Annotated in this window: 21 protein-coding genes; 9 read left to right on the top strand and 12 right to left on the bottom strand. The window is 65.9% G+C overall.

Annotated elements, in window-relative coordinates:
• Positions 1 to 389: 389 nt before the first annotated feature.
• From H2037_RS09695 to H2037_RS09655, 9 genes are all read right to left on the bottom strand, one after another.
• On the bottom strand, positions 390 to 665 hold the full coding sequence (locus H2037_RS09695; RefSeq protein ID WP_292120909.1) for a hypothetical protein: 276 nt from the start codon (positions 663 to 665) through the stop codon (positions 390 to 392).
• A 137-nt stretch (positions 666 to 802) separates the two neighbouring features.
• Positions 803 to 1,303, bottom strand: a complete 501-nt coding sequence (locus H2037_RS09690) for a hypothetical protein (RefSeq protein WP_292120905.1) — start codon at positions 1,301 to 1,303, stop codon at positions 803 to 805.
• 649 nt (positions 1,304 to 1,952) lie between these two features.
• Complete coding sequence (locus H2037_RS09685) at positions 1,953 to 5,366, bottom strand: autotransporter outer membrane beta-barrel domain-containing protein (RefSeq protein WP_292120903.1); 3,414 nt, start codon at positions 5,364 to 5,366, stop codon at positions 1,953 to 1,955.
• Positions 5,367 to 5,514: 148 nt separating this feature from the next.
• On the bottom strand, positions 5,515 to 6,228 hold the full coding sequence (locus tag H2037_RS09680) for a response regulator transcription factor (RefSeq protein ID WP_292120900.1): 714 nt from the start codon (positions 6,226 to 6,228) through the stop codon (positions 5,515 to 5,517).
• 137 nt (positions 6,229 to 6,365) lie between these two features.
• Positions 6,366 to 6,572, bottom strand: coding sequence for a hypothetical protein (locus tag H2037_RS09675; protein WP_292120897.1), 207 nt, complete (start codon positions 6,570 to 6,572; stop codon positions 6,366 to 6,368).
• A complete protein-coding gene (locus H2037_RS09670) occupies positions 6,541 to 7,197 on the bottom strand; it encodes a sigma-70 family RNA polymerase sigma factor (RefSeq protein WP_292120895.1) in 657 nt (218 codons plus the stop codon). Before H2037_RS09670 ends, H2037_RS09675 begins: the two co-directional genes overlap by 32 nt.
• 59 nt (positions 7,198 to 7,256) lie before the next feature.
• A complete protein-coding gene (locus H2037_RS09665; RefSeq protein WP_292120892.1) occupies positions 7,257 to 7,673 on the bottom strand; it encodes a flagellar protein FliS in 417 nt (138 codons plus the stop codon).
• Entirely contained in the window at positions 7,663 to 9,354 is a 1,692-nt protein-coding gene (gene fliD / locus H2037_RS09660) for a flagellar filament capping protein FliD (protein ID WP_292120889.1), read from the bottom strand. Before fliD ends, H2037_RS09665 begins: the two co-directional genes overlap by 11 nt.
• Before the next feature lie 66 nt (positions 9,355 to 9,420).
• Positions 9,421 to 10,245 (bottom strand): flagellin, encoded by an 825-nt coding sequence (locus tag H2037_RS09655; protein WP_292120886.1) that lies wholly within the window; start codon positions 10,243 to 10,245, stop codon positions 9,421 to 9,423.
• A 192-nt stretch (positions 10,246 to 10,437) separates the two neighbouring features.
• On the opposite strand from H2037_RS09655, the gene H2037_RS09650 reads away from it, so the two are divergent.
• From H2037_RS09650 to H2037_RS09615, 8 genes are all read left to right on the top strand, one after another.
• Complete coding sequence (locus H2037_RS09650) at positions 10,438 to 11,094, top strand: flagellar hook capping FlgD N-terminal domain-containing protein (protein ID WP_292120883.1); 657 nt, start codon at positions 10,438 to 10,440, stop codon at positions 11,092 to 11,094.
• A gap of 10 nt (positions 11,095 to 11,104) precedes the next feature.
• Positions 11,105 to 12,370, top strand: a complete 1,266-nt coding sequence (flgE, locus tag H2037_RS09645; protein ID WP_292120880.1) for a flagellar hook protein FlgE — start codon at positions 11,105 to 11,107, stop codon at positions 12,368 to 12,370.
• Complete coding sequence (locus H2037_RS09640) at positions 12,370 to 12,690, top strand: hypothetical protein (RefSeq protein WP_292120877.1); 321 nt, start codon at positions 12,370 to 12,372, stop codon at positions 12,688 to 12,690. Before flgE ends, H2037_RS09640 begins: the two co-directional genes overlap by 1 nt.
• Positions 12,687 to 14,378: a flagellar hook-associated protein FlgK gene (gene flgK / locus H2037_RS09635; protein WP_292120874.1), complete on the top strand. Its 1,692-nt coding sequence runs from the start codon at positions 12,687 to 12,689 to the stop codon at positions 14,376 to 14,378. Before H2037_RS09640 ends, flgK begins: the two co-directional genes overlap by 4 nt.
• An 11-nt stretch (positions 14,379 to 14,389) precedes the next feature.
• Complete coding sequence (locus H2037_RS09630; RefSeq protein WP_292120871.1) at positions 14,390 to 15,244, top strand: flagellin; 855 nt, start codon at positions 14,390 to 14,392, stop codon at positions 15,242 to 15,244.
• A gap of 285 nt (positions 15,245 to 15,529) precedes the next feature.
• The gene (locus H2037_RS09625; protein WP_292120869.1) at positions 15,530 to 18,490 is read left to right on the top strand and encodes a TonB-dependent receptor; all 2,961 of its coding nucleotides are present in this window, start codon (positions 15,530 to 15,532) and stop codon (positions 18,488 to 18,490) included.
• 173 nt (positions 18,491 to 18,663) lie between these two features.
• Positions 18,664 to 19,377 carry a response regulator transcription factor gene (locus H2037_RS09620; RefSeq protein WP_292120866.1) on the top strand — a complete coding sequence of 238 codons (714 nt, stop codon included), beginning with the start codon at positions 18,664 to 18,666 and terminating at the stop codon, positions 19,375 to 19,377.
• 4 nt (positions 19,378 to 19,381) lie between these two features.
• Entirely contained in the window at positions 19,382 to 20,779 is a 1,398-nt protein-coding gene (locus tag H2037_RS09615; RefSeq protein ID WP_292120863.1) for an ATP-binding protein, read from the top strand.
• Positions 20,780 to 20,792: 13 nt separating this feature from the next.
• Here H2037_RS09615 and H2037_RS09610 read toward each other — a convergent pair whose 3' ends face one another.
• The 3 genes from H2037_RS09610 to H2037_RS09600 form a co-directional block, all read right to left on the bottom strand.
• Positions 20,793 to 22,979 carry a HAMP domain-containing sensor histidine kinase gene (locus tag H2037_RS09610; protein WP_292120860.1) on the bottom strand — a complete coding sequence of 729 codons (2,187 nt, stop codon included), beginning with the start codon at positions 22,977 to 22,979 and terminating at the stop codon, positions 20,793 to 20,795.
• A 193-nt stretch (positions 22,980 to 23,172) separates the two neighbouring features.
• Positions 23,173 to 24,564 carry an ATP-binding protein gene (locus tag H2037_RS09605; RefSeq protein WP_292120856.1) on the bottom strand — a complete coding sequence of 464 codons (1,392 nt, stop codon included), beginning with the start codon at positions 24,562 to 24,564 and terminating at the stop codon, positions 23,173 to 23,175.
• Positions 24,561 to 25,274, bottom strand: coding sequence for a response regulator transcription factor (locus tag H2037_RS09600; protein ID WP_292120852.1), 714 nt, complete (start codon positions 25,272 to 25,274; stop codon positions 24,561 to 24,563). Before H2037_RS09600 ends, H2037_RS09605 begins: the two co-directional genes overlap by 4 nt.
• Positions 25,275 to 25,495: 221 nt before the next feature.
• Here H2037_RS09600 and H2037_RS09595 point away from each other — a divergent pair, with 221 nt between their 5' ends.
• Positions 25,496 to 26,764: an efflux RND transporter periplasmic adaptor subunit gene (locus H2037_RS09595; RefSeq protein ID WP_292120849.1), complete on the top strand. Its 1,269-nt coding sequence runs from the start codon at positions 25,496 to 25,498 to the stop codon at positions 26,762 to 26,764.
• Positions 26,765 to 26,767: the final 3 nt, after the last annotated feature.

The raw sequence follows: 26,767 nt of genomic DNA, 5'->3' as shown, positions 1-26,767 counted from the left end.
CTATCGGGAAGGTCACGCCTGTTTGCTTTCGTCATTCCGGGCGAAGGGCCGCTTGGCCCGCAGACCCGGAACCCAGCGGCGCGCGAGAGCGCGAAACTGTCGCGGACTCGGTGGTCCAGCATCGTGCGGCTGAACCATTTCGCCTTCGGCGCCGCTGGGTTCCGGGTCTCCGCTGCGCTCCGCCCGGAATGACGAAAGCGGGAGGCCAATGGAGAACGGACAGGGTTGCTCCCCGCTTGCGGGGAGGAGGGCGAAGCGTCGTGGAGGGGCTCTTGACGGCCCATGCTCGGAGGGAAGACTAGTCTTCACCTCGCCCCCGTCATCCTTAGGTCGCGGCTGCAGGAAGCGGACATTCCGACGTGCTGCCCAGTGGTGGTTAGCAGACCTATCTATTCGTCCCAGACAACCGGCCCCCACGCCTGCTCGGTCCACTCCTTGGCGGCATCGACGTTGGAAAATGGCCCGGTCCCTGAGACGTAATAGTAGAGACCATCTGGTCCCGTCTCTGCTGGAAGCTCACCTTCTTCAAGCAGCCCATCGGCTTGATAGGTCGCCCATTTCACATCGTAGTTTCTGGCGATCACGAGCGTGCGTTTGGAGATTGTGCCGTCATAGAGCCAACTGCCGCTCGCGACGACGATGCCTTCGAGGTCATCCAGTGCCATGGGCTGGACAATGCGATACCGGATCAATGTCCGCAACGGGTCGGGAAGGGCTATTTGCGCCCGGTCGCAAACGAAACATTGGCCTGCTCGCCCGAAAGCGGACGTGGTGATCGTCCGCTATGGGTGGGTAGCGGACCCTACTTGGCAAGGTGTCCGTCTCCACCCTCTCGCCGGTGCATCTTGGACAGCGCTTCGAAGTAGCCGACTACATGGCGCTGGTAGATCGGCTCCACAGCCTCATCGAACCACGGGTCCTCGAGGCGCATATCTCCGCGTTCAAGCGCCTCTCTCGCCACGCGATCAATGTCTGGAACCAACCGTAGTCGCCCGGCTTGGATCGCGTCTTTGAACTGCTGACCAACAACGGCTTCGAACTCGCACCACTCGTCGTACAGAGAGCAGAGGATTGCGACCGCAGATCCGGTTCGTAGGAAGGCTATGTCTACGAGCGGCGCGTATCCTGGTGGATTGATCAGTTCCGCGTCTACAAACTTGAGAGGGTCGAACCGCACGTTGACGTCCGTCGCATGTCCGAAGCCCGAGTACGACTCGGCCATGTCTACGTAGAGCAAGAGGATGTCCCTTATGGCATCCAGCGCCTCACCGTAGTTCTCGTTCGTGATTGTGTGTGCGGTCATAGCTTAGCTTCGCATGGCCCCCAAAGGAGCGTCCACCCAACGTCCGCAATGGGTCGAAACTCGAAATCGCCGCACCGTCACATCGCCGACCTTTCGGTCACGACCGCCAGGAAGTGTGGGGCGCGGTAAACACCCCTCAGTTGCCCGGCAAGCCGATAGCTGATCCGGGTTCTGCTCACTCGCTCCGGGGGGAGCGGCTGCCGCCCCCGCCTCTTCGTGACCCTCTCCCACACTCCGTCATCCTCGGGCTTGACCCGAGGATCAGACGCGGATCGGGCTGTGCGCCCGGAGCTGACGCAATGCGGCGGACCCTCCGATCCTCGGGTCAAGCCCGAGGATGACGGGGTTAGGGTGGAGGCCGCAGCCCTCCTAATTCTGAACAGGAATCGTCGGTTTTTCAGTCGGTTGAAAATAGAAGCGGCGATCGAACCGGCGCCCCCGGGATCGGTGTTATGGTCACGCCTTGGTCTTTGACATGTCTATCGCACCCAGCGCGTTTGACCGGATCTGCGATCCGGCCGCCCCTGACAATTGCACTCTGTTGCACAGTGCAATTTAGCGCGGAAAATTTCCTTATTTAAAACAACGCCTAACGGTAAATTGCACTTCATTGCACTGGTTTTTCCTCATGTGCAATTCCACCGCCTGATCAGAACAGGAAGGTCGCCCGCAGCAGGAAGCTGTAGCGGACATAGTCCTCCAGCAGCTGCGCGTCGCCGGACAGGGTCAGGGAACTGAGGCCGTTGGCCATGGTCATGCCCAGGCCGAGGACCGGGCCGCCGCCGCTGATCGGTTCGCCGGTCAGGGAGAAGCTCTCGCCGCCGCTGATGTAGCGGGCCGTGGTCTCGTCGTACTCGGCGGACAGGATTTGCTTCCACCCCAGCTTGAGCTCGGGCCGGAACATCTGGTTCTGACCGAAGCCGTAGCCGATCTTCACGGCGGCGGTGGCGCTGGCGACATGGCCGGTGCGGCCGTCGATCTCCAGGTCGAAGGCGTCGCCGCCGCCCGATTCCCGACGCGATCCCTCCGTCAGGCTGAAATATTCGGCATAGGCTTCTGGCCTCAGGGACAGACGGCCGAACCGGTGTTCATAGGCGAACCCGGCCGCCGTCGAGAGGGTATAGCCGTCCCAGTCGGCGTCGGTGCTCAGATAGATGTCGTCCCCAACCAGGGTGCGGGTGCTGTTGAAGGCGGCGTAGCCGACCGCGCCGCGCGCCCATCCGGTCCAGCCATGCCCCTGGGCGCGCCAGTACAGGCCCAGTTCCAGCAGGTTGGCGGACAACTCCTCCTCGGCCTCCGACTCGGGATCTTCCATGTCGGACGAGGCCAGGGCGACCGAGACGCCGACCGCGCCCGCGTTCGTCATCTTCTCCACCCCGCCGGCGACGCCGAAGCCTTCCGCGCGATAGCCGTAGGTGTCGGTCTTGTCCTTGTCCTCGTAGAAGTTGATCTCCTGCACCCAGCCGCTGACCTCTCCCACCGCGGCGGTGTTGTTGCGCGCGGCCAGGGCCTGGGTCACCGCCTCGACCCCGCTGGCCAGAGACATGAGCGTGCCGCCGGAATGATCCGGCAGGGTCTGCTCGTACAGGTTCATGAAGTCTTCGTGCGTCGACTGGTTCAGGAAGGCGTCCATGACGTCTTCGTCGCGGCTCAGGGCGCTGTAGAAGGCGTCGTACGCCGCTGTCTCGACGCCGGACAGGGCCATTTCCGTCGTGGTCCGCTTGCGCAGGTTGACGTCGATCGTTCCCGCTGCCTCGTCGCCGGACAGGGTCGAAACGATCATATAGGGCGAACTGCCGCTCAGGTCGGACCCCAGCACGTCGCCGTAGGACAGCGAGCCGGCCGACAGGATCTGGAAGGTCTGGCCGTCGTCATCGACCAGCGAGTCGAGGTGGATGCTGATCGTCGCCCCGTCGGCGAAGACGGCGGCGCCGGCCACCACATAGTCGCCCACGGTCCCGGTGACGGGATCGATCGTGAAATAGATCTCGCCGCTCTCGCCGACCGTCAGACTGCTCAGATTGAGCGTCTCGCCCTGAAGCCCCTGCAGAACCCCGTCGATCACGGAGATATCGAGCAGGCCGTCCTCGTCCGAAAGCGCCCCCTGATAGACGGCGCCGCCGCTGAGCGAGAAACTGTCAGCCCCCGCGCCGAAGGCGATGTCGCCGATCACATAGCCGTTCTGGATATCGACCGTGTCGGCGCCCGACCCCAGCAGGATGTCGCCGACGATATAGGGCTCCGACGCATCGGCGACGCCGTCGTTGTCATCGTCGTTATCGTCGTCATCATCCTCGTCGAGGATCCCGTCGTCGTCATCGTCCGGGTCCTCGTCGTCATAGAGTCCGTCGCCGTCGTAGTCGGACAGCGGGTCGTTCGCCGCCGCCGCCTGGGTGATGGTCACGCCCGTCGTGTTGGCCGAGAAGTCGATGGCGATGGTCCGGCCCGTGATCACTTCGTCGTCCGTCTCGTCGTCGTCGTCGTTGTCGGTCGCGACGATGTAGCTGAAGATGCCGCCGGTATTGGTCAGGCTGCTCACCGTGCCGCTGGCGTCGCGAATGGCCACGGCGTCCCCGGCCTCGCCATAGATATAGGCGGCGATGGTCCCGCTGTTGACGATGCCGGGCAGGGAGGCGTCGGCGTCGATCATCAAGGCCGTGGCCAGATCCTCGCCCTCGGTCGTGGCGGTGGCCGTGATGGAGCCGCTGTTGACCAGGGTCGGGACCGTTGCGCCGGACGACAGCCGCAACGCGGTGGCGTCCGCCTCGCTGGAGCTGGCGGTGATCGAACCGTCGTTCAGTATCCCCCCCTCGATCAGGGTCGATCCCGTCCCGCCGCCGATCAGGACGGCGGTCGCCGCGATGTCGTCGAAGACGCCATAGGCCGTGATCGACCCTTCGTTGATCAGCCCATAGGCCAAGTCGCCTGTCCCGTAGACGCCGATGACGATGTCGTCGCTCGCGGCGCCGATCGCCAGGGCAGGGGCGGCCCCATAGGTGGTCAGGGAGGATGTGCCCTCGTTCTCGTCCAGGATGCCGTCGCCGTCGCGATCGTCGTCGTCTGCGTTGATCGTGCCGTCGCCGTCGTCGTCCTCCTTGCCGTTGGTGACGCCGTCGCGGTCGTCGTCGCCGTCCTCGCCGTCGGAGTCCTCGTAGGAAGGGGCGGCGCCCAGAAGTATGCCGCCTCCGACGCTGGCCGTGACCTGAACCGCCGAACCCGCCTGCAGCAGGTCGTCGGCGTCGAGATCTTCGAGGTAGAGGCTGTCGTCGGAAAGATCGACGTCCGCCGCGTCGTCCTCGTCGAGGTCGGCGAGCGAGGTCGGCTGATAGGTGTATCGGTAGCCGTTGCTGGACACCGAGGACTGGATCTGAAGGGCGCCGGAGATGGCGCTTTCCACCGAGACGCCGACGGCGTTTTCACCGGTCACCGACACCGAACTGCCGCTCAGCAGCACGTCGCCGTCCAGGTCTCCCGCCACCCGGACGCCGACGGCGTTGTCGCCGGTTACGGAGATGGAGCCGAGCACGGTCAGGTTCCCGACCATCTCGCTCTCGATCGATATGCCGGCGGAGTCATTGCCCTGGACCGCGATGCTGCCGGTGTCCTCCACCAGTATGTCGCCGGTGCGGACGCCGTCGCCGGCGACGCGAATGCCATACCGGTCGCTGCCGCTGGCGAATTCGCCGTCCGCGTCACCGTCGTCGTCCTCGTCCTCATAGCTGTCGATATCATCGGTGATCGAGATGGCGCCGCCCATCGTCAGGTCGCCCGTCTGGCCGGCCTCCAGCAGGATGCCGGTGTCGCCGTCCTCGGCTTTGTCCATGGTGATGAGCGAGCCTTCCTCCAGGACGATGTCATTGTCGGAATCACCGGTGATGGCGACGCCGCCCGTCAGCACGACGGAGCCGTCTTCCGAAACAGTGATGTCGGCCGCCGAGCCGTTGGATGCCGTTGAGGTCAGAACCGGTGTCTTCCTGGCTGAGGAGATTTCGACCTGGGCATGGGCGGCCGAAGCCAGCACGAGCGGCGCGATGGCGGCCGCTGTGGCGAACCGTGAAAGCATGTTGAGCACAAATCCCGACGACGACATTGTCGGTGGCTACAGTTCTCGGTCCCGGTGGCGGTTGTACGGTGAACTTGTTTCTCGGGTGAAGCCTAAGTGTCTATAGTGATGCGATATTGTTTCCGGTCCGAAGTCCTAAGCCTGCAGATTATTGACGAACGACGGCCGCAGTGAAGACATAACCCTTGTCGTGCCGCGTATGGATCAGGGTGGCGCCGTGCAGGCCCTGTTTCAGCTTGCGCCTCAGGCGATAGATCATCAGGTCGATGATCCGTGCGGTCTTTCCCGTGTCGTCGATCCGGGCCGTCTCCTTAAGGAAGGCGCGTGTGAGCAGGGTTCTGGGCTGGTCCAGGAAGGCCGACAGGATTCTGAACTCGCGATGGGTCAGCACGACCTCGTCGCCCGTCGGGGTGAACAGCTTGTGCCGTGTCGGCTGCAGGCGCCATCCCCTGAAACACAGGTCGCCCGGCTGGCCAACGTCGCCGTCGTGCGCAAGCGGCCGGGCGAGGGACCGCACATGGGCCAGAAGCTCCCGTTGGCTGAACGGACGGGCCAGATATCGGTCCGCGCCCATGTCCAGAGCGGCGACACGGTCCGATACGGTGTTACGCGTCCCCGTGGCGAGGATCGGCGCGCGGCCGGCGCCCCGCAGGTCGCGGCAGAGGGACAGGGCGTTCAGGTCCGCGTCGTCGATGTCCATCAGGGTCAGGCGAATGTCGCGGGCGGATAGGATCTGTTCCATTTCGTCCGGAGTGTTCGCGTCCAGAATCTCGAACCCTTCGCGGCAGAGATACGAACGCAGGCCGTCGGGGAAGGTCGTCTGGCGCTCAAAGATCAGAATGGCGGGTGTATGGGGCGTCATGGCTCTACTCTCTTTCACGACAGACGAAGCGAGCCTGTCGAGGAGCTGAGGAGAGAAGGCCGGGACCGCGGTCTTGTAATGGCTGGATTGTTTCGCCCAGCCGTCGTTTCTGCGTCGATCCTGTAGAAATCAGCCCGTCAGGGGGCGGTCGACGCGGTCGCCTGCCAGCGGGGCGCGGCCGGGGCGTCGGCGATCAGCGAGGCCTCCGTGGCGGCGGCGAACAGATCCTTGGCGGCGTCGGAGATCGAGATCAGGTCCAGCGCCGGCTCGGCCAGGACCGACGGCCAGGCGCTGATGTCGGGACCCAGTCGGTCAAGCGTGGCGTGCAGTTCGGTCAAGGTCATGGGTCCAGATCTTCTTCTGTTTCCGTAGGTCTTCCCGGAGCGCCATTCTGCCTCTTTTGAGCAGGGAGCGCACCGAGTTTTCAGTGGCCGCCAGCCGCGCCATGATCTCCGGCACGTCCGCGTCTTCGAAATAGTGCAGGCTCAGCACCTGCTGCTGCGCCGTCGGCAGGCGAAGCAGCGCCGACCGCAGCCGGTCGCTGGTCTCCTGTCGTGCGATCATTTCCTCGGGGTCCGGCCCGCCGCCGGCGCCGAAGTTCTCGACCGCGCTGCTGAGCAGGTCAGCCTCGGTCGGCGTGTCGCGGCGACGCCGGCGGTGGTCGATCGACCGGTTGATCAGCACCCGGTGCAACCAGGTGGTGAAGCGCACGTCGCCGGGGGTCCAGCCGCCCCGCTTCCACAGGGAGAAGAAGACCTCCTGGACGACGTCGTCGGCCTCGCATTCGTCGCCGAGGATGTTTCGGCAGACGGCGTGCGCCATTCCCCGATGCCGCTCCATCAAGGTTCGCAGGGAAAGATCGTCGCCGCCGCGCATGGCTTCATAGAGCTCCTGGTCTGACGCGATGGCGCGATCGGCCTTCGGTGCGATGTCTTGATGATGGAAGGCGTGAAGTGCGGACGAATGCATGATCTATACCTGCGTTAGGTCGATCAAATCCAAGCAACGTGCGTGCCAAACGGATAATATTACTGCATTGTATTATTAGATAAGCTTTGTGACGATCTTGATATATTGATTAGTGATCTAATCATGTTCTGAATTGGATCTGTAATGATTGACCAGTCTCTGTGACGTTTCTGAAGCATTCCCATGCGGCGTATGTCGCGATGGGTCCGAGCGTAGAAGCGCTTGAGATTGGCCCCCTCCGGGCCGGCCGCCGAGAAATCCATGTGGAGTTTCAAGGCGCTGATGATCTGGCTGGCCACGCCGAGGTGAAAAACCATCTCGTCCAGCCGATTCTGCTCATCGGCAGATCTTGCCGCGCTGACGGCTGCATAGAGTTTCTGATGCACGGCCAGGGCGATGTCGCTGGGGCTCAGGGCCAATTGGCTGACGGCCCGATAGCCGGCGATGGCGCGGGAATAGGCGGCGTTAGTCATCATCGTCACTCGCGCCGAGGATGGCCGCGATCTGCTCCTGCAGCAGACGGGCGGCCTCCAGTTCGGCTTCCATGTTGGCGTATTTGGTTACAAGCCGGGTCCGATAGGTCTCGGCGTCCTCGCGGATCTTGTCCGAGCGATCCGACAGGTCGGTGTTGATTTCGGTCAGGGAGTCGATCCGCTGCTGGATCAGGCTGCTCGAACTGTCGTCGAACTGCTTCAACGTCTGGGCCAGCAGATTGGCGAAGCCCTGCTGAATCGAGATGGAGATGTCGCCGCTGGTCGCCGGCGACAGGGTGAAGCTGAGCCCCTCGTAGATGGAGCCCTCGGCGCCCACCAGGCGCGAGCCCGAGATGGTGAAGGCCCCGCTGTCGCCGTCCGCCGAGGCCCCGGTGATGGCGCCGGTCTCGTCAGTGACGATAGTCAGGGTGAAGGCGAGCGAGTTGGTCGTATTGTTGGCCAGCATCTTCAGATTGCTGTCCGAGGTCGAGAAGTCGGTCTCGAAGAAGCTCTCTAAGGCGTCCAGGTTGGACAGGATGGCGTCGTTCAGCGCCGTCTCGTCGCTGATTTCCAGAAGGCCTTCCGACGTCCAGGTGATGCCCATGTCGCTGAACAGGGTGATGTCGTCGGAGGCGGATTCGCTCCCCGAATTGATCAGGGTCTGCAGGGTGGAGTTCAGCATCCGCATGACCGAGTCCGCGAACAGCACCGCATCCTCGTCCGCGCCGCCGTCCGACGAGACGGCCGACTGATCCAGGATGTATTGTTTCAGCGCGTTATAGGCGTCGACGAAGTCGGTGATCGCCGTCTTCACCGCCGAGGAATCGGTGGTGATGGTCAGGGTGGTGACGCCGTCCGTGACGCCCGACAGGGACAGGCTGACGCCGTCGATGACGTCGGTCAGTTCGTTGGTGTCGCGGGTCACCGTGGCCCCATCCACGGTGATGATGGACGGCTGGGCCTCGCGCAGCACATTGGCGAAGGCGCCCGTGTCGTCGGTCAGGCCGATGGCTTGGGCGACGTCGTCGCCGGACACCGACGAGAGGACGATCGTCTGGTTGGTGTCGGTCGCCGACAGAACCAGCTGCACGGTCGAGGAATCCAGTTTGATCAGCGAGGCCTGGACACCGGACTTGTCGCTCTGGGCGTTGATCGCCTTGGCGAGATCGCTGAGGGTCGTGGTCGCGGTCACGGTGATCTCGACCGTCTCTCCGCCGTCGACGCCAAGCGACAGGACGCCCGCCGCGCCTATGGCCTCGGTCGAGGAACCGGCGGAGGCGCTGACTTTCATCGCCTGGGCCAGTTGCAGGACTTCGATCTCGTAGTCGCCGTTGATGGCGTCGCTGGTGACGTCCACGGCCAGGCCGGTGACGGTCTCGCCGGAACTGCTGCTCAGCGACGCACTGCGCGAGTCGAAAGCGTTTTCGGAGCCCAGGCTGGAATAGGCCGGCAGCGCCAGCCCCTCGATGGCGTCGGACACCGCCGCGACCAAGGTCTGGATCTCCTCATAGGCCGCGATCTTGGCCTCGTTGGCGGTGACCTTGGCGTCGATCGTGTCGGCGCGCGCGGTCTTCTGCGCCACGGCGGTCTCGATCAGGGCGTCGGTGTCGAGGCCCGAGGCGGTCGAGGTGATGTAGCTGGCGCCGCTGCTGGTCGAGACGCCGGCTGTGGAGGTCGTGGACATGAATGATCCGGGGCGCGGTTCTGGAGGTCAAAGGGAACGGGCGGGAGCGAACCCCCGCCCGCGCTGTCACTGCAGCAGCTTGAGCAACGACGACGACATGCTGTTCGCCTGGCCCAGAGCCGCGATGGCGGCCTGCGTCAGGGTCGACAGGTTCGTGTAGTTGGTCTGTTCAGCAGCCAGATCGACGTCCGAGATGGCCGATTTGGCGGCCTCAAGGTTCTCGAGCGAAGTGTCGATGACGCTCGCCCGATACTCGAAGCGCGACAGGCTTGCGCCCACATTCGCCCGAGCCGTCGAGATGGTGTTGATCGCCGCATCGACCGCGTCCATCGCCGTGGCGGCATTGGCCGAGGAGGTGACGTCGGTCGTATCGACAGCCAGGTCCGTCGCCGTCGCTCCGTCGATGGTGATCGTCAGCGTATCGCTGCTGCTGGTCCCCAGGAGGAATGAGACGCCGGTCGAGAAGTCGCCTGCGCCATCGAGCAGAGCCGAACCGTTGAAGTTGGTCGACGACGCGATGTCGTCGATTTCCTCGATCAGTTGCTGATATTCCGCGTCGATGTTCGCCCGCCCGGCGTCGTCGACCGAGCCCGACTGGGACTGGGCCGTCAGCGACTTCATGCGTTGCAGGATGTCGCTGATCTGCGACAGGGCGCCGTCGGCCGTCTGAAGCACGGCGGATCCCTGCTGGGCGTTGATGGCGGCCTGTTCCAGCACCACCACGTCAGCGGCGATATTGGTCGAGGTGGCGAGGCCGGCCGCATCGTCCTTGGCGCTCTGGATGCGTTGTCCGCTGGACAGTTTCGCCAGGGAGGCGGACTGGGCTTCGGAGTTGGCGTTCAGATAACGCAGGGCGGTGTTGGCGGCGGTATTGGTTGAGATACTGGGCATTCTTTCCTCATTCTCTCCAGACTGAACACCGTCAGGCGAACGCCGGACGGGAAGGCCAGGGCGCTTTCTGACCCCGACCTTCAGCAGAGAAACGGAGCGACCCCGCCAAATGGGGCGCTGATATTTTGTGCGCCCCATCGGCGCGCCTCGTCCCGTTGAAGCCGTGACATCCACCGGCTTCGGCGAAGACCCATGACCACGGTTAATGTGACGACCTCAACGGCGGCGGCGACCACCTCGTCGTCGTCGTCCGCTCTGTCCATCGACATGGACGACTTCCTGCAGATCCTGGTCACCCAGCTGCAGAACCAGAACCCGCTCGAACCGACTGACGTCACCGAGTTCACCAACCAGCTCGTCGGTTACGCCCAGCTGGGCCAGCAGACCTCCACCAACGAGACGCTGGAAAGCCTGTCGTCCTCTCTCACCTCCATCCTGACGACCCAGAGCGCCGGCTATGTCGGCCAGAAGGTCGAGTACGACAGCGCCATGGCCCCGGTTCAGGACGGCGCGGCCAGCTGGACCTACACCCTGGACGGCGAGGCCGCCTCGACCGCCCTGGTGGTCACCAATCAGGACGGCGACGTCGTCTGGAGCGGAAGCGGCGAGACCGGCGACGGCGAGCACGGCCTGTCCCTGAGTCTGTCCGACCTGAGCGGCGTCGCCGAGGGCGACATCCTGACCCTGACCTCGGTCTCCACCAACGCCGACGACACGTCCGCGTCCAACGCCGTCACCGCCTTCGCCACCCTGGACGCCGTCCTCCTCGCCGACGGCGTCACGTCCTATCGGGCGGGCGACGCGGTCATCGATCCATCCGCCGTCCTCGCCTTCTACGGCCAGGCCTGAGGAATATCCCATGAGCCTGTCCGCCTCCCTTTCCTCGGCCGTTTCCGGCCTGACGGCCCAGAGCGCCGCCCTGTCGGCGATCTCCGAGAACATCGCCAACTCCTCCACCACCGGCTACAAGACCAAGGAGACCTCGTTCGAGGCCCTGGTCAGCGCCAGCATGAAGTCCAGCGCCGCCGCCGGCGGTGTGACGACCTCTCTCAGCCGCGCCATGTCGGTTCAGGGCACCATCTCCACCAGCGCGACCAGCACCAATCTGGCGATCAACGGCTCCGGCTATTTCATCGTCGCCGACAGCACCACGGGCCAGGCTTCGGACCTCGCCTATACCCGCAACGGCAGCTTCTCGACGGACGCCTCGGGTTATCTGGTCAACTCGGAGGGCTATTACCTTCAGGGCTATCCCACCGATGAGGACGGCAATGTCATCGGCGGCGGGGTCTCGGGTCTGGAGACCATCAACCTCTCCAACCTGACCAGCCCGGCGGAAGCCACCACCACGGTCAGCGTCGCCGCCAACCTGCCCGCCGACGCCGAGGTGGGCGACGTCTTCACCTCGACGGCCTCAATCGTCGACAGTCTTGGCGCGACCCATATCGTCGATCAGACCTGGACCAAGACCGACGCCAACACCTGGACCCTGTCGACGGGGGATCCCTATTCGGCCGCGACTGGCGAAACGACCGGCACGGCCGACGGCACGACCATCACCATCACCTTCGATTCCTCGGGTCTGCCGGCCAGCATCAGCCCCGATCCGACGGAAGTGGGCTTCACCTTCACCAACGGCGCGGCGGCGGCTGCCGTGGACATGGATCTGGGCGACATCGGCAAGTCGTCGGGTCTCACCCAGTATGATTCCGGCGCCAACGAGCCCGGCATCACGATTTCCAGCATCACCGACGACGGCATCGTCGCCGGTTCCCTGACCAGCGTCGCCATCAATGACGGCGGCCAGGTTGAGGCGACCTTCAGCAACGGGCTGACGAAGGTCATCTATCAGGTCCCGGTCGCCACCTTCGCCAACTCCGAAGGTCTGACGCAGATCTCGGGCACGACCTTCAAGGCGACCAACCTCAGCGGATCGGCGACGATAAACCTGTCGGGCGTCGGCGCCTCGGGAAGCATCGTGGCCAGCGCCCTGGAAGGTTCGACGACCGACACCGCGACCGAGTTCAACAAGATGATCGTGGCGCAACAGGCCTATTCGGCCGCGTCCCAGGTCGTCAGCAGCGTCAAGGACATGTTCGACACCCTGATCTCCGTGGTGCGCTGATGGACGAGATCGGCCGCATCCTCGACCGGGCCGGCCGCTCGCGGCGCACCGGCTTCGACCGTCCCATCGTCGAAAGCTACGAACAGGCGGCGGCCATCGCCCACGATCTGGCCGAACGCCTGGCCGCCCTGCCCTGGTCGGATAGAGCGACCTTGATCAGCGATATTCGGTTGCTCGAGGCCGCCTTGAAGCGCCGGGCCGACACTCTGCGCGCCGGGATGAGCGAAACCTCGGCCGAGATCGTGCGGCTGAACCGCGGCGCCGGCGCGGCGGGCGCCTATGCGGCCGGAGGACGGTTGGGCGCGCGGAGGCGGAAATGAGCCTGTCCGGGGCCCTCGCCAATGCGTCCGCCGCACTGACGACGTCCCAGTATCAGGTGGCGCTGAGCACGACCAATGTCGCCAACGCCAGCACCGACGGCTACACGACCAAGACCTATTCGGCGACATCCCAGACGGCGACCCTGGCGCTCAGCACCGGCGAACTGTCGCGCGTCACCGACACCTATCTTCAGAAGTCGCTGATCTCCAGCAGCGCCTCGGCCGGCTACGCCGAGACCATCGACAGCTATATGTCGCGTTACGACACCCTGCTCGGCGACACCTCAAGCAGCGGCGACATCGCCAGCCTGACGTCGGCGCTGGCGACCAGTCTGACCACTCTGGCGGCGGGCACGGGCGACACCGACGCGGCGGCGGTGGTCAGCGCGGCGAGCGAACTGGCCGACGGGCTGCGCACCCTGTCGTCCGGAATTCAGGATCTTCGGTCCGACGCCGACGCCGCCATCGCCACCACGGTCGATGAGATCAATGCGCTTCTGCTCGAGATCGATTCCCTGAACGACCAGATCGTGGCGGGGCAGGGCGACCAGACCACGTTGGCGGATGCGCGCGACACGGCCCTGCAGACTCTGTCGGGTCTGGTCGGCGTCACCAGCTATACCGATGCGTCGGGACGGCTGAACATCTACGCTGGCGGACAGATGCTGGTCGGGACGACCGTCAGCACCCTGTCCTTCACCGCCTCGGGCGCCGTGTCGTCCGACTCCGCCTATCCCACCAGTCTGTCCGGCGTCAGCGTCAACGGGCGGGACGTGACCTCCAGCCTGACCGGTGGAGAGCTTGGCGCCCTGATTGACCTGCGCGACGAGGCCCTGCCCGCCGAACAGGCGGCGCTGGACAGTCTGGCGGCGACCTTGATCTCCGCAGTCAATACGGCGGCGTCCACGGGCGCGGCGTCCCCGCCCGGAACCCTGACCTCGACCGCCGCCGTGACGGCGGCCACGCCCCTGTCGCTGACGGGAAGCCTGGGCGTCGTGCAATCGACCACGGCCGGCGTCGCCACGGCCGTCGACCAGATCGACCTGTCGACGGTGACCACGGTCGGGGAACTGATGGACGCCCTGAACGGCGTCAGCGGCGTCACGGCCAGTATCGTGGACGGCAAGCTGACGATTTCCAGCAGTTCGGGCGGAGTGACCCTGGATTCGTCCGTCGCCTTGACCGCAGACGGGGAAACCCTGACCGACTGGATGGGATTCAACGACGTCTTTTCCGGCGACGACGCCTCGACCATCCGGGTCGTCGCCGCCCTGACGACGAACCCAGGTCTTCTGGCGGCGTCCAGTCTGGACACGTCGGCGGCCGTCGGCCAGACCGCCGTGGCCTCGGGCGGCGCCGGCGGCGCGGTGGCGCTCATGACGGCCCTGACCGAGGATCGGTCCTTCGCCGAGTCCGGAAATCTGTCGGCGCGGAGCCGCAGCCTGATGGACTATGCGACGGATGTGCTGTCGGGGGCCGCGACGACCATATCGACGGCCGCCAGCACGGCGGCCAGCGCCACGGCCCTGCGCGACGGCTACGCCAACAGCCTGAGCAACGCCACCGGCGTGAACCTGGACGAGCAGACCGCCCTAGTCAGCCTGTATCAGCAGCAGTACGAAATATCGGCCCAGCTGATGGCCGCCATCCAGGCCATGTACGACGCCCTGATCAGCATGGTGTCCTGATGATCGGGCGCGTGTCCACCTTCAGTCAGACCCTCTATGTGCTGGACCGCAGCCTGGCCAGCCAGGCGCGCCTCGCCGACGTTCAGGCGCAAACCGCGTCCGGCCTGAAGAGCGACACCTTCGGAGGCTATGGTTCGGCGACCAGCGCCATCACCCGGCACGAGGGCCAGATCGCCGCCGCCGACGCCGAAGCCGCCAGCGCCGCCAGCGCGCTCAATGTGGTCGAACAGGCCTATTCGGCGCTGGGCTCGATCTCGGACCTGACCGAAACCATCCTGTCGTCGCTCGCCACCTATGGCGAAGACAGCGCCACCCTGGCCTCGCTCGCCAGCGGCTGGCTGGACGATCTCGAGAGCCTGCTGAACAGCACCTATGGCGATCAGGCCCTGTTCGCCGGCGACGCCCTTGACGCCCAGGCGGTCGATCTGGACGCCTGGGACGCGGCGGACGCGGACGCCTATTACAACGGCGGCGGCTCGGCCCGCGCCTATACGACTGCGGACGGCCAGGTCCTGGCTCTGTCGGTGACCGCAGCCGATCCGGCGCTCAGCGGGTTGATCGACGCCCTGAAGGGACTGGAGGCCGGGACGATGTCCAGCGCCGACGCCCTCGACGCCGTTCAGACGGCGGCGTCCGGCATCGGCGTCCTGCGCGCCTCCCTGTCCTCGACCGCGTCGCGACTGGAGCGGATCTCCGAACAGGCCACGGCCCGCAGCGACACCCTGACCACGGTCGTCAGCACGCTGAAGGAGACCGACCTCGCCGAGGCGGCGATCCTCGCGACCCAGTACGAGACGCTTCTGCAAACCTCGTACTCGACTTTGAACATCCTGATTTCGATCAAGCTGTCGGACTATCTGCGATAGGCCACGGTTGGTGTGCGGTCTAACGGGCATTGTAGTTATTGAGGTGTCAGAATGGAAATCAATCAGACATTCAGATTTAATCCGTGCGTCCGACTGGAAACAAAGAGGCAATATTGTATGTCTTTATGTTCAGTTGTGATGAAAACCGTCACCGTGAAGTCGCATCATTGTCCAAGAATTGTTTTCAATTTGCTATTCCGCTCCACATAAGCCGGTTTTGCGCCTCAATACGCCGTCGATCCATTTGCGGGCCGACTAATATTATTTGAGGGGCCGATCGAGAGCATGATCGATTTCAAAAAGCATCTGTTGGGCACCACAGTCGTCGTGGGTCTGACTTTCCTGTCCGCGCCGACCTGGGCGCAGACGCAGTCGAGCGCGGGCGCTTCCGCCGATGACGCCGCCGCCGACGCGGCGGCGGTCGAAGAGGTCGTGGTCGTCGGTTCGCGGCTGCGGCGCGACAACTACAACTCGGCCTCGCCGGTTCAGGTGGTGACCCGCGAGGACGCCACCCTGGCCGGCTTCGCCTCGACGACCGAGGTGCTGCAGAGCACAGCCATCACCCAGGGTACCTCCCAGATCAACAACGCCTACGGCGGCTATGTCACCAACGGCGGTCCCGGCGCCAACACCCTGTCGCTGCGCGGCCTGGGAGCCACCCGCACACTGGTCCTGTTGAACGGGCGTCGCGTCGCACCGGCGGGTTCGCGGGGTTCGGTCGGTTCGGCCGACCTGAACGTCCTGCCGTCGGCCATGATCGAGCGTATCGAAGTGCTGAAGGACGGCGCGTCTTCGCTTTACGGCTCGGACGCCGTCGCCGGGGTGGTCAATATCGTGACCCGCAACGACGTCGACGGCGTCACCGTCGAGGGCCAGTTCAACGCGCCGATGGACGCCGACGGCGCTGGTCAGCAGAAACGCTATTCGATCGTGGGCGGAACCCACGGCGACCGCTGGAGCCTGTCGGGCTCGGCTGAATATTACCAGCGCGACGAACTGACCCTGGGCGATCGCGACTTCACCCGCTGCCCGACCGACAATTATCTGGACGGGTCCGACTATATCGACCCGCTGACCGGCAAATCGAAATGCTGGTCGCTGAACGCGGGCGGCGTGACCATCAACACCATCGGCACCTCCTATATGACGGGCGAGGCTGCGGATGGGACCACCGCGACCCGATTCAATCGTTGGCGGCCGAATTCGGCCGTGACGACGGGTCTGGTCGGTTTCGAGGGTGTCGGGGGCACGGGCACCAACACCAGCGTGCGCGACACCTATGACGCCGACATGCTCAACGAGTCGCTGATCTCCCCCGTCGAGGTGGCGACCGTCTATCTGCAGGGCTCCTATGACCTGCATGCGCTCGGCAACGCCGAGGTCTACGGCGAATTCCTCTATAATCAGCGCAAGTCGTCGCAGACGGGCTATCGCCAACTGGTGCTGGATTATGCGGTCGGCAGTCCCCTGATACCGGATAACCTGTCGACCAGCGTCTTCAGCGCCTCCGACCTCGGCCTTAACCTCGGTCAGGCGGTGGGCGTCCGCGCCTTCATCGGCTATGGCAACACCACGTCCACCCAGCAGGTGGACTTCACCAAGACCGTCGGCGGGATCCGGGGCGACTTCACGCCGCTTCAAGGCTGGCGGTATGATCTGTCCGCCAGCTACACCAAGTCGGACTCGGTCTACACCAGCGAACAGTTCCTGATCGACCGGCTGCAGAACAGCCTGGACGTGGTGGCCAACAGCGACGGCTCCTTCTCCTGCGCCAGCGGCGCCGAAGGCTGCGTCGCCGCTCCGGCCCTGAACAGCAAGACCCTCGCCGGTGAACTGCCCGCCGACTGGCTGGGTTATGTGATGACCGACGTGACTGGCCGCACCTTCTATGACGAGGCTGTCCTGTCGGCCAGCATCGACGGCCCGCTGTTCACCCTCCCGGCCGGCGAAGTCGCCGTCTTCCTGGGCGCCGAGTACCGCGAGATGTCGATCGAGGACATTCCCGGCATCGATATGCAGACGTCGAACATCTACAATTATTCGACGGCCGCGATCACGCGGGGCGACGACTCGGTCTGGGAAGTGTTCGGCGAAGTCGAGGTTCCCCTGCTGCGGAACCTGCGTTTCGCTCAAAATCTGACCCTCAGCGCTTCGGGCCGCTACACCGACTACGCCTCCTACGGCGACGACACGACCTACAAGGTCGGTCTGGTCTATCAGCCGGTCGATTTCCTGACCTTCCGCGGCAGTTACGGCACCTCCTATCGGGCGCCCGCCCTGTTCGAACAGTTCGTCGGCGCGACATCGGGTTATCTGAGTTCGTCCTATGACCCGTGCAACAGCTACGGCGACGAGGGCACGGACGCCCGGATTGCGGCCAACTGCGCCAGCGAAGGCTTGGCCGGAACCTTCCAGCAGACGTCCAGCGTGAAGGTCGTGACCTCGGGCGGCGCGGATAACGGGCTCGAGGCGGAAACCTCGACCAACCTGACCGTCGGGCTGATCCTGCAGCCCAAGCTGCCGGACAACTGGGGCGAACTGGCTTTCGCCGTCGACTATTACGAGATCGAGGTCGACAACGGCGTCGATCGGATCGGCGCCAGCAGCATCCTGAGCCTCTGCTACGCCTCCGCCAGCGCCGACTTCGCCGCGGGCAACGGCTACTGCTCGCTGATCGATCGCAACGCCGCGTCGAACGGGCTGACGGTCTATGACAGCTACGTCAATGTCGCTACCGACGTGGTCAAGGGCATCGATTATACTGTGCGCTATCGCAAGCCGGTGGGCGTGGGCACGGCGCTCGCCAATCTGACCGTGACGCAGATGACGGAGCGCCACAGCACGCTGTTCGCCGACGATCCCGTCTATGACGAAGTCGGTACGATCGGCACGCCCGAGTTCACAGCTACCGCCGAATTCTCCTATGCATGGAACCAGTGGCGTCTCCACTATGGCCTCGAGTGGATCGACGGCATGGGCTACGACGCCTACTACCGGAAATACTACGGATATACTTTGGCCAGCCTGGGATATGACGCGGAAGTCGGCGCGTATCTGACCCAGAACATGTCCGTCCGCTACGAGGCCGACGACTGGGCCGTGACGGTGGGGGTTCGCAACCTGACCAACAAGACGGGCGACGAAGTGTCGGCCGGCGTGGTCAATATGGTGGGGAATGTGCCGCTGTATTCCGGTTACGACTATGTCGGCCGAACGGCCTTCATCAACCTCAGCAAGTCCTTCTGAACCGGGAAGGGCGGCGGATCGATCCGCCGCCCTTCCATGTCCTCAGCTGCACGAAAGTGTCCAATTGACAGGTTTCGGAACATAAAATCGCTCCCAGTGACCGCTATAAATAGGTTTGTGAGGCGGTTTTGTTTCTGGTTTGAAACAAACGCCTGTTCAAACGAGGGTCATTGATGTTGGAAAGCACCGCCTCCCGGATACTTGTCGTGGACGACGACGCGGGCATTCGCGACGTCCTGGGCGACTATCTCTCGCAGCATGGGTTCATCGCCTATCAGGCCGGGTCGGCCAGCGAGATGGACGACGTCCTGGCCAGCACGCCGGTCGATCTGATCGTGCTGGACATGATGATGCCGGGCGAGGACGGCCTGTCCGTCTGTCGGCGCATGTCGGGCAAGGGCGCCCCGATCCTGATGCTGAGCGCGATGAGCGAGGAGACGGATCGTATCGTCGGTCTGGAACTCGGCGCCGCCGACTATATCGGCAAGCCCTGCAATCCCCGTGAACTTCTGGCGCGCGTCCGCGCCGTGCTGCGTCGCCAGGACACGGCCCAGTCGGTCATGTCGGGCACCGTCGTGACCTTCATGGGCTGGCGTCTGGACCGGGTGCGTCGCGAGATCACCACGCCGAACGGCCAGGAAGTCTCGCTATCGCGCAGCGAGTTCGTCATGCTGGAGATGCTGGTCGAGAACGCCGGCCGCATCGTGCGCCGCGAACATCTGCTGGAACATGCGCGCGCGGCCGGTCGCGACGTCAACGAACGCGCCATGGACGTGCAGATCAGCCGCCTGCGTCGCAAGCTGAACGAGGAAGACAGCAAGGAATTGATCGTCACCGTGCGGGGCGAGGGCTATCTTTTCGACGCCGTGGTCGAAAACGAACACTAAACTGATGAAGAGCATTCGGCCGCCCACCGTCCTGTTGCAGGTGGCCCTTATCGCCGTGATGGCGGTCATCGCCACCCAACTGGTGACGCTGGCCATCGTCGTTCTGGCGCCGGCGCCCAGGCCCGCCGGCTATACTCTGGCGTCGGCGTCGGCCGCCCTTCGCGGACAACCGGCCAAGACCGTCGACGGTCGGCCGTTGCGGCGGCGTCTGGGCTCGGACGCGCCGTTCGAACAAGAGCGGGATCCGCTCGCCGACGCACTGGCGCGGTCCCTGGCGGACGAGTTGGGACAGGAGGTTTCGACGGTTCATGTCCGAATGGATCGGGCAGGCCGCCCCTGGGGACCCCGGCCCCCTCGAGGCGAGGAGCGCCGCGAACCGCCCGGGCCGGGTCGTGCGTCTGGGCGGGACCAATGGCTGGGCGGGCTTCGGATCGGCGTCGTGTCGGACCAGATCGCCTTTCCCCCCTTTCTGGCGACAGCGCGAACGGACGACGGGCGGTGGTCGACGATCGCCCCTCCGCGAGGATTGCTGGCGCCCTGGCAGGTCGCGCTGTTGTTGAGCATGCTGCTCAGCCTGGTGCTGCTGTCGCCGCTGATCTGGTGGATGGCGCAGAGGCTGGCCCGTCCGATCGGACGGTTCGCCCATGCCGCCGACCGGCTGGGCGCGGACCCGGACGCGGCGCCGCTGACGCCGACCGGTCCCAATGAGGTGCGTCTGGCGATCGCCGCCTTCAACGACATGCAGGCCAAGCTGCGCGAACATATCGAACGCCGCACCCACACGGTGGCGGCGATCGCGCATGACCTGCGCACGCCCCTGACGCGGCTGCGGTTCCGTATCGAGACGATGCCGCCCGAGCACCAGAGTCAGGCGATCCGGGACATCGAAGAGATGGACGCGCTGATCGCCCAGGCGATGCAGTTCGTCAAAGGCCAGTTCGACGTCGGTCACGCCGAGACGCTGGATTTCGGCGATCTGGTCCAGGACATGGCCGACCGTTACGCCGACACCGGCGCCGAGATCACGGTCATCGCCGAGCCGGGACTGGAGGTGCGCGGGGATCCGGGCGTGCTGAGGCGCGGACTTTCCAACCTGATGGACAACGCAATCGGACATGCCGGCGCGGTGACGGTGCGGGTCGGAGCCGAGGCCGGGCGCGCCGTGGCCCGGATTCAGGATCGCGGACCCGGCATTCCGGATGACCAGCTGGAGCGGGTGTTCGATCCCTTCTTCCGCCTGGAAGCGTCCCGAAGCCGCAAGACGGGGGGCGCGGGCCTGGGCCTGTCCATCGCTCGTCACGCCGTGCGCGCCCACGGCGGCGATCTGACGCTGAGCAATGCGCCCGAAGGCGGGCTGATCGCCACCCTGTGCCTGCCCTTGGTCGAGGCCGAGGCGGTCTAGGTTTCGAGCGGGGTCAGACCGCCAGCGGCAGCCGGACTTCGGCGGTCAAGCCGTCCTGTGACTTCAGCCGGATCGTGCCGCCGTGGGCCAGGACGATGGAACGGCTGTTGGCGAGGCCCAACCCCATGCCGGGCGCGTCGCTCGAAACCGCGTGAGGGGCGCGGTAGAAGGGTTTGAACACCCGCTCCAGTTCGCTGTCCGGAAGGCCCGGCCCAAAGTCCCGCACGGCGGCGACCACGTCGCCGCCGTCCTGGCCCAGGCGCACGACGGCCCGACCGCCGTATTTGACCGCATTGTCCAGCAGATTGGCGAAAACCCGGTTCAGGGCCACGGCGTCCGCCTCGACCTCGACCGCCTCGCCCGGTTCTATGGCCACGTTCGCCCCGCCGGCGACGGCGTCGTCCACAGCGGCCTTCAGCAGGGCGCGCAGGTCCAGCCGCTGGCGTGCGCCGCCCTCGGCCTGATCGCGCATGAAGGTCAGGACCGAGCTGATCATCGCCTCCATCTGGTCGATGTCGGTCTCGAAGCCCGGCTTCAGCTTGTCGGGCGCGGCCTCCAGCCGGAACCGCATCCGGGTCAGCGGCGTGCGCAGGTCATGGGAAATGGCGCCGATCATGGCCGTCCGGTCATCCACATACCGTTTCAGCCGCCCCTGCATCAGGTTGAAGGCGACGGCGGCGCGGCTGATCTCGGCGGATCCGCCCTGAACAGTGGCGGGCGCGGACGGATCGCGGCCCAGGCGTTCGGCCGCGTCGGCGAAGCTGCGCAGGGGCGCGGTGATGCGCCGGGCGAACAGCCAGCCGAACGGAGCGACCAGGGCGAAGGACAGCAGGAACCACAACATCACGCGGCTCTGCCAGGCGGATGGAAAGCCTTCCGGCCGGGGCTCGACCACGATCCACCGGTCGCCGACCCGCTGGGCGGCGATGAAGTCGCCCTCGATATAACCGGCCGGGGCGGGCGCGAAGAGACCGCGGCGAACAGGCGGCGGCGTCTCGGCCGGCGTCAGGACGACATCCGCGGGTTCGGGCCTCGGTTCGGAGGCCGTCTGGACCGCCGTCGTCGTCGGCGCATCGACCGCAAGGTTGGCCGAGGAGACGTCGACGGGCGTGACCGGCGCGGGCGGCGTTGCGGCCGGGGGCGTCCTCAAGTCGGCGGCGACCGACGGAGGGGAGGCCACGACCGAGGACTTGGGGATCGGTGCGGCGGAAGCGAGCGAGATCGTGGTCGAGACCGAAGTCCCGATCATGACGCCGGACGACGTCGCGGCCTTGCGACGCCGTTCCACCAGGGCGGCCGCCAATGCTCGACCGAACCCGGCGCCGCCTAGCCTGGGCGAGGCGTCGTCGCCCGACGACTGACCGGCGGGACGCGACCAGGCCGCGCCTAACGATCGTCCTGTCGAATGGGCTCCGGTCGTGGGCGGACTGAAGCTGGGCGAGGTCGACCGGTTTGGGGTGCGGACGAAATCGCGGCCGCCGTTCGCCCACGGCCGCCCCTGTTGTGCGACGCTCACCGGCCGTTCGGCGCTCTGGCGCGGGGCCTGTCGGGACCAGGCGCTGTTACGGGAAGGACTGAAGACGTTTGACGAGAGGCCGCCGGCCGGAGGGCCTGGAAACGAGCGATCGCCGAGGAAGGCGGGCTGATCGGCGGGCGAATAGCGCGCCCGGATCAGCAGCGGGTTGGGCGCCTCCTGACCGACGAAGGCCGCAGCCACCACCACCGGCTCCGCTTCGCCAGGCGGCTCAAGCTCCGGCGGCGGGGCAGGGGGCGGGGGCTCGGAGACACGACGATCCTGGGGCGTCTGCTGCTGGGACGTCTGGGGGGGCGACGGTCGCGTCATCGGCTGGGCTCCGGCCGGAAGCGGGACATAGAACATCAGGACGACGTCGGACGGGTCCGCGTTCAACATCGTGGCCAGCCGGTCGCGCGGACCCTCGGCGCTCAGCCAGCCCGGTCCTTGCGGGCGCGGCGCGCTGTCCAGAACCTTGCGTATCAGAGGGCGGGATCCTTCCGCCTCGACCTTCTGACCGCGCATCGCTCTGGCGATGTCCTCCAGGCTGTGTTGGGGCGGCGGCTGAGGCGGGAAGGCGAGGGTGAGGATCAGGGTCGCGCCCTGGGCGACGATCAGAACCCCGATCACCAGAATCATCACATGGCCGGTGATCGGCATGGCAGGAAGACGGAATCCGCCGATCATGCGCGCATCCTCTCGCGCCGGCGGATCGCCTCCAATCCCGTGATATTCAAGGTCGTCCCCATCGTCGCCTCCCCGAAAGGGAGCATTCTGACCATGACAGGAGAGCAACGACTTGCGTCCCCGCTAGGGCGGGTTTGATACGATGCTGAAATGAAGCGGCGCCGTCGTGAGGCGAAACGGGCTTGCATCTTCGTCAGGGTCGGGGGCGGGCCCGCGGCAACGACAGGGTCGCGCGCAGACCGCCTTCCACGCGATTGGCGAGGGTCAGTTCGGCGTTCATGTCCCGCGCCAGCCGCGCCGCTATGGCCAGCCCCAGGCCGGAGCCGCCGGTGTCGCGCGAGCGCGAGGTCTCCAGTCGGACGAAGGGCTCCATGACGGCGGGCAGATCGGCTTCCGGAATCCCCGGCCCGTCGTCGTCGATCAGGATCAGGATGCGCTCGCCCCGCTGAAGCGTGCTGATCCGTGCGCCGCCGGCATAGCGGATGGCGTTGTCGATCAGGTTGGCGACGCAGCGCCTCAGGCCTTGCGGTCGAACCTCGACGTCGCAGTCGCAGCCCTGGACGAAGACGACGTCGTGGCCGGCGTCGCGCTCGTCGTCAGCGAGGGACTTCATCAGGGAATCGAGCGCCAGCACGGCCAGAGGTTCGGCGCTGGGCGTGTCGCGGGCGATCTCCAGCCCTTCGCGGGCCAGATCCTGCATGGCCGCGAGGTCGCCCAGCAGTCTCTCGCGAAGCTCCGGATCGGCGACCTTCTCGAGCCTCAGCCGCATTCGAGTCATCGGCGTCTGGATGTCGTGGGTCACAGCGGCGAGAATCTGGCTCTTGGCGGCGATCGACGCCTTCAGCCGGCTCTGCAGGCTGTTCATGGCCTGGGCCGCGCGGCGCACTTCGACAGGACCGGCCTCCGGCATCGGGGGCACGTCGAGAGACTCGCCCAGGGCCAGGGCGCCGGCCGCCATATGGCGGACCGGACGGGTCGCGGTGCGGGCGACCACGAGGGACAGCAGGGCTGCGGCCAGAGCCAGCGCCAGGAGGAAACCGGGATCGAGCAAACGAGGGCGGACAGCCTGAGGCGGCGCCCAGACGGCGATACGTTCGCTTGCGTCCCCCTCGCGCAGTTCCACGATCCAGCAGGACGGCGGGCCCAGCCCCAGGGACGCGGCCTGATTGACGACGGCGGCCCTGGCCTGTCGGTCCCGATCAGGCCAGCCGGGTTCAGGACGCACGCAGGTCTCGGGCGAGGTGCGGGACGCAAACGCCTGGACCGCGCCCAGTCGACCGTCCCCCAGCACCCGGTTCAGCAGGCGATCCGGGGTGGAGACGACGGCGTTCTCGGGCGCCGGGCGCACGCTGGTGGCGCCACGCGCGGCCAGGGCGTGCGCCTCCGCATCGCCGATCCTCTGGCGCAGGTTGACATAGGCCTGGATGCGGTCGGCGGTGCGTTCCTGCTGAAAGGCGTCGATGTCCGCGCGCTGGCGAAGATCGGCGATACTGAGGGACAGGACCGCCGCCGCGCCGGTTCCGATCAGCAACAGAAAGAAGATGCGTCCGGTCAGGGAGCCGATGAAGGCGCGAACGGGGTTCATGCCAGGGTCACCGTCGCGGCCAGGACATAGCCCTCGTTGCGGATGGTGCGGATCAGGACGGCGCCATCGTCGCCGAACTTCTGACGCAGCCGGCTGACCTGGATGTCCACGGCGCGATCCAGGGCGTCTTCCTGGCGCACAGCGCCGAGATTGATCAGCTGTTCGCGGCTGAGCACCCGGTTGGCGTAGTCGATCAGCACCCGCAGCAGGCGGAATTCGGCGCCGGACAGCATGACGACCCGGCCGCCGGGATCGTTCAGCAGGCGCTGCTCGATATCCAGGGTCCAGTCGTTGATCAGGGCGCGCCGCGCCTCCAGGGGCGCCAGATTGGCGGGCAGGGCCTGGGTGCGACGCAGGACGTTGCGGATGCGTGCGATCAGTTCGCGCGGCTCGAACGGCTTGGTCAGATAGTCATCGGCGCCCATCTCCAGACCCAGGATGCGGTCGACCGGCTCGCCGCGCGCGGTCAGCATGATGATCGGAGTCGTCGACGTCGCCCGGATGTCCCGGCAAAGCTTCAGCCCGTCCTCGCGCGGCAGGTTCAGGTCCAGCAGCACCAGGTCCGGCGTCCAGGCGGCCATGACCTCGCGCATGCGCGCGCCGTCGCCGGCGGTCTCCACCTGAAACCCGGCGGCCGTCAGCTGTTCGCCCAGCAGGGTGCGGATGTCGCGGTCGTCGTCGACCAGCAGGATGCGGGACGGTGTCTCCATCGGCCCAATATGCGCCGCCGGGCGGGGAGGGGCTCGCCTCATTCGGTTTCGCTTCTTCTCTGGTCGCTGTCTGACACGTTGCGACACATGTTTTCCGCCGCTCGACACACTGAGACAAGGCGGAACCTGAAATGGCCGCTAGGCAGAGCTTCCTTCGACGGATCGATACAGACCCAGAGCCCCCGATCATGACTCCAGAGCCCCGCCCGACGCACACGCGGATGCGTCAGCTTTCCCGCCGCCAGAAGATCATCGGCGGGATCGTCGCCGCCCTGGTCGTGGCGGCCCTCGCCCTGGTCGTGGCGCGTTCGCTCGGCACGGAGAGCACGCCGGGAGCGGAAGGCGGCGGCGGCCCTGGCGGCCCTGGCGGTCCAGGCGGGCCACGTACGGCGGCCAGTACGGTCGGCGTGGCCACGGCGGCGACCGCGGACGTCCCCGTGATCCTGGACGCGATCGGCACGGTCGTTCCGGCGGGGACGGTCACGGTGCGACCCCAGGTCTCGGGCGTCATCGCCGACATCTATTTCACCGAGGGGCAGATGGTCCGCAAGGGTCAGGTGCTGGCCCAGATCGATCCGCGACCCTTCCAGGCCGCCCTGACCCAGGCCCAGGGGCAGCTTCAGCAGGACCAGGCCCAGTTGACGGCGGCGCGCGTCACCCTGGCCCGCTACGAAACCCTGCTGCAGCAGGATTCGATCGCCACCCAGGAGGTCGACACCCAACGCGCCCTGGTCCAACAGCTGGAAGGGGCCGTCACCGCCAATCGCGGGGCCGTCGAAACGGCGCAGCTCGACCTCGGTTTCGCCCGCATCGTCGCGCCCTCCAGCGGGCGTATCGGCCTGCGCGTCGTGGACGCCGGCAACTATATCGGGGCAGGCGACGACTCGGGTCTGGCCGTCATCACCACCCTGACCCCCATCGACGTCGAGTTCAGCGTGCCCCAAGCCCAGATCGGCGCCATCCAGCAGCGCGCCTATTCCGGCGCCCGCCTGCCGGTCCTGGCGCTGGACACGACACGCGAGCAGACGCTGGACGCCGGCGTCTTCTCCACCCTGGACAATCTGGTCAGCACGACGACCGGGACGGTGCGCGGCAAGGCGCGGTTTCCCAATGTCTCCGGCGCCCTGTTCCCCAGCCAGTTCGTCAATATCCGCATGACCCTGGACACCTTGCAGGATGCGGTCACCGTACCGTCCACGGCGGTGCGCCAGAACGAGACGTCCTCCTTTGTCTGGGTCGTGGGCGCCGACAATACGGTGTCGCAGCGGAAGGTCGTGACCGGGGTCTCCACCACCACGACCGTCGTGATCGCCTCGGGCCTGAAGGCGGGCGAGAAAGTCATCACCGAGGGCGGCGATCGCCTGACCGAAGGCGGCAAGGTCAGCGTGGCCGGTCAGGCGCGGCCTCAGGCCCAGGCCCAGGGTCAAGCCCAGGGTCAAGCCCAGGGTCAAGCCCAGGGTCAGGGCCAGGGTCAGGGCCAGGGACGCTGATCG

It is taken from the genome of Brevundimonas sp. (assembly GCF_013912065.1).
Lineage (GTDB): Bacteria > Pseudomonadota > Alphaproteobacteria > Caulobacterales > Caulobacteraceae > Brevundimonas.
Note: the sequence above shows the minus strand (reverse complement) of the source record. Positions and strands in the feature narration are given on the sequence as shown.

What these genes read in the sequence shown, in the direction of transcription:
- flgE (WP_292120880.1), top strand. Translation starts at nt 11,105, where the DNA reads ATGAGCCTGTCCGCCTCCCTTTCCTCGGCCGTTTCCGGCCTGACGGCC.
- H2037_RS09675 (WP_292120897.1), bottom strand. Translation starts at nt 6,572, where the DNA reads ATGACCTTGACCGAACTGCACGCCACGCTTGACCGACTGGGTCCCGAC.
- H2037_RS09655 (WP_292120886.1), bottom strand. Translation starts at nt 10,245, where the DNA reads ATGCCCAGTATCTCAACCAATACCGCCGCCAACACCGCCCTGCGTTAT.
- fliD (WP_292120889.1), bottom strand. Translation starts at nt 9,354, where the DNA reads ATGTCCACGACCTCCACAGCCGGCGTCTCGACCAGCAGCGGCGCCAGC.
- H2037_RS09600 (WP_292120852.1), bottom strand. Translation starts at nt 25,274, where the DNA reads ATGGAGACACCGTCCCGCATCCTGCTGGTCGACGACGACCGCGACATC.
- H2037_RS09615 (WP_292120863.1), top strand. Translation starts at nt 19,382, where the DNA reads ATGAAGAGCATTCGGCCGCCCACCGTCCTGTTGCAGGTGGCCCTTATC.
- H2037_RS09620 (WP_292120866.1), top strand. Translation starts at nt 18,664, where the DNA reads ATGTTGGAAAGCACCGCCTCCCGGATACTTGTCGTGGACGACGACGCG.
- H2037_RS09640 (WP_292120877.1), top strand. Translation starts at nt 12,370, where the DNA reads ATGGACGAGATCGGCCGCATCCTCGACCGGGCCGGCCGCTCGCGGCGC.
- flgK (WP_292120874.1), top strand. Translation starts at nt 12,687, where the DNA reads ATGAGCCTGTCCGGGGCCCTCGCCAATGCGTCCGCCGCACTGACGACG.
- H2037_RS09605 (WP_292120856.1), bottom strand. Translation starts at nt 24,564, where the DNA reads ATGAACCCCGTTCGCGCCTTCATCGGCTCCCTGACCGGACGCATCTTC.
- H2037_RS09595 (WP_292120849.1), top strand. Translation starts at nt 25,496, where the DNA reads ATGCGTCAGCTTTCCCGCCGCCAGAAGATCATCGGCGGGATCGTCGCC.
- H2037_RS09650 (WP_292120883.1), top strand. Translation starts at nt 10,438, where the DNA reads ATGACCACGGTTAATGTGACGACCTCAACGGCGGCGGCGACCACCTCG.
- H2037_RS09690 (WP_292120905.1), bottom strand. Translation starts at nt 1,303, where the DNA reads ATGACCGCACACACAATCACGAACGAGAACTACGGTGAGGCGCTGGAT.
- H2037_RS09625 (WP_292120869.1), top strand. Translation starts at nt 15,530, where the DNA reads ATGATCGATTTCAAAAAGCATCTGTTGGGCACCACAGTCGTCGTGGGT.
- H2037_RS09665 (WP_292120892.1), bottom strand. Translation starts at nt 7,673, where the DNA reads ATGATGACTAACGCCGCCTATTCCCGCGCCATCGCCGGCTATCGGGCC.
- H2037_RS09685 (WP_292120903.1), bottom strand. Translation starts at nt 5,366, where the DNA reads ATGCTTTCACGGTTCGCCACAGCGGCCGCCATCGCGCCGCTCGTGCTG.
- H2037_RS09680 (WP_292120900.1), bottom strand. Translation starts at nt 6,228, where the DNA reads ATGACGCCCCATACACCCGCCATTCTGATCTTTGAGCGCCAGACGACC.
- H2037_RS09695 (WP_292120909.1), bottom strand. Translation starts at nt 665, where the DNA reads ATGGCACTGGATGACCTCGAAGGCATCGTCGTCGCGAGCGGCAGTTGG.
- H2037_RS09670 (WP_292120895.1), bottom strand. Translation starts at nt 7,197, where the DNA reads ATGCATTCGTCCGCACTTCACGCCTTCCATCATCAAGACATCGCACCG.
- H2037_RS09610 (WP_292120860.1), bottom strand. Translation starts at nt 22,979, where the DNA reads ATGATCGGCGGATTCCGTCTTCCTGCCATGCCGATCACCGGCCATGTG.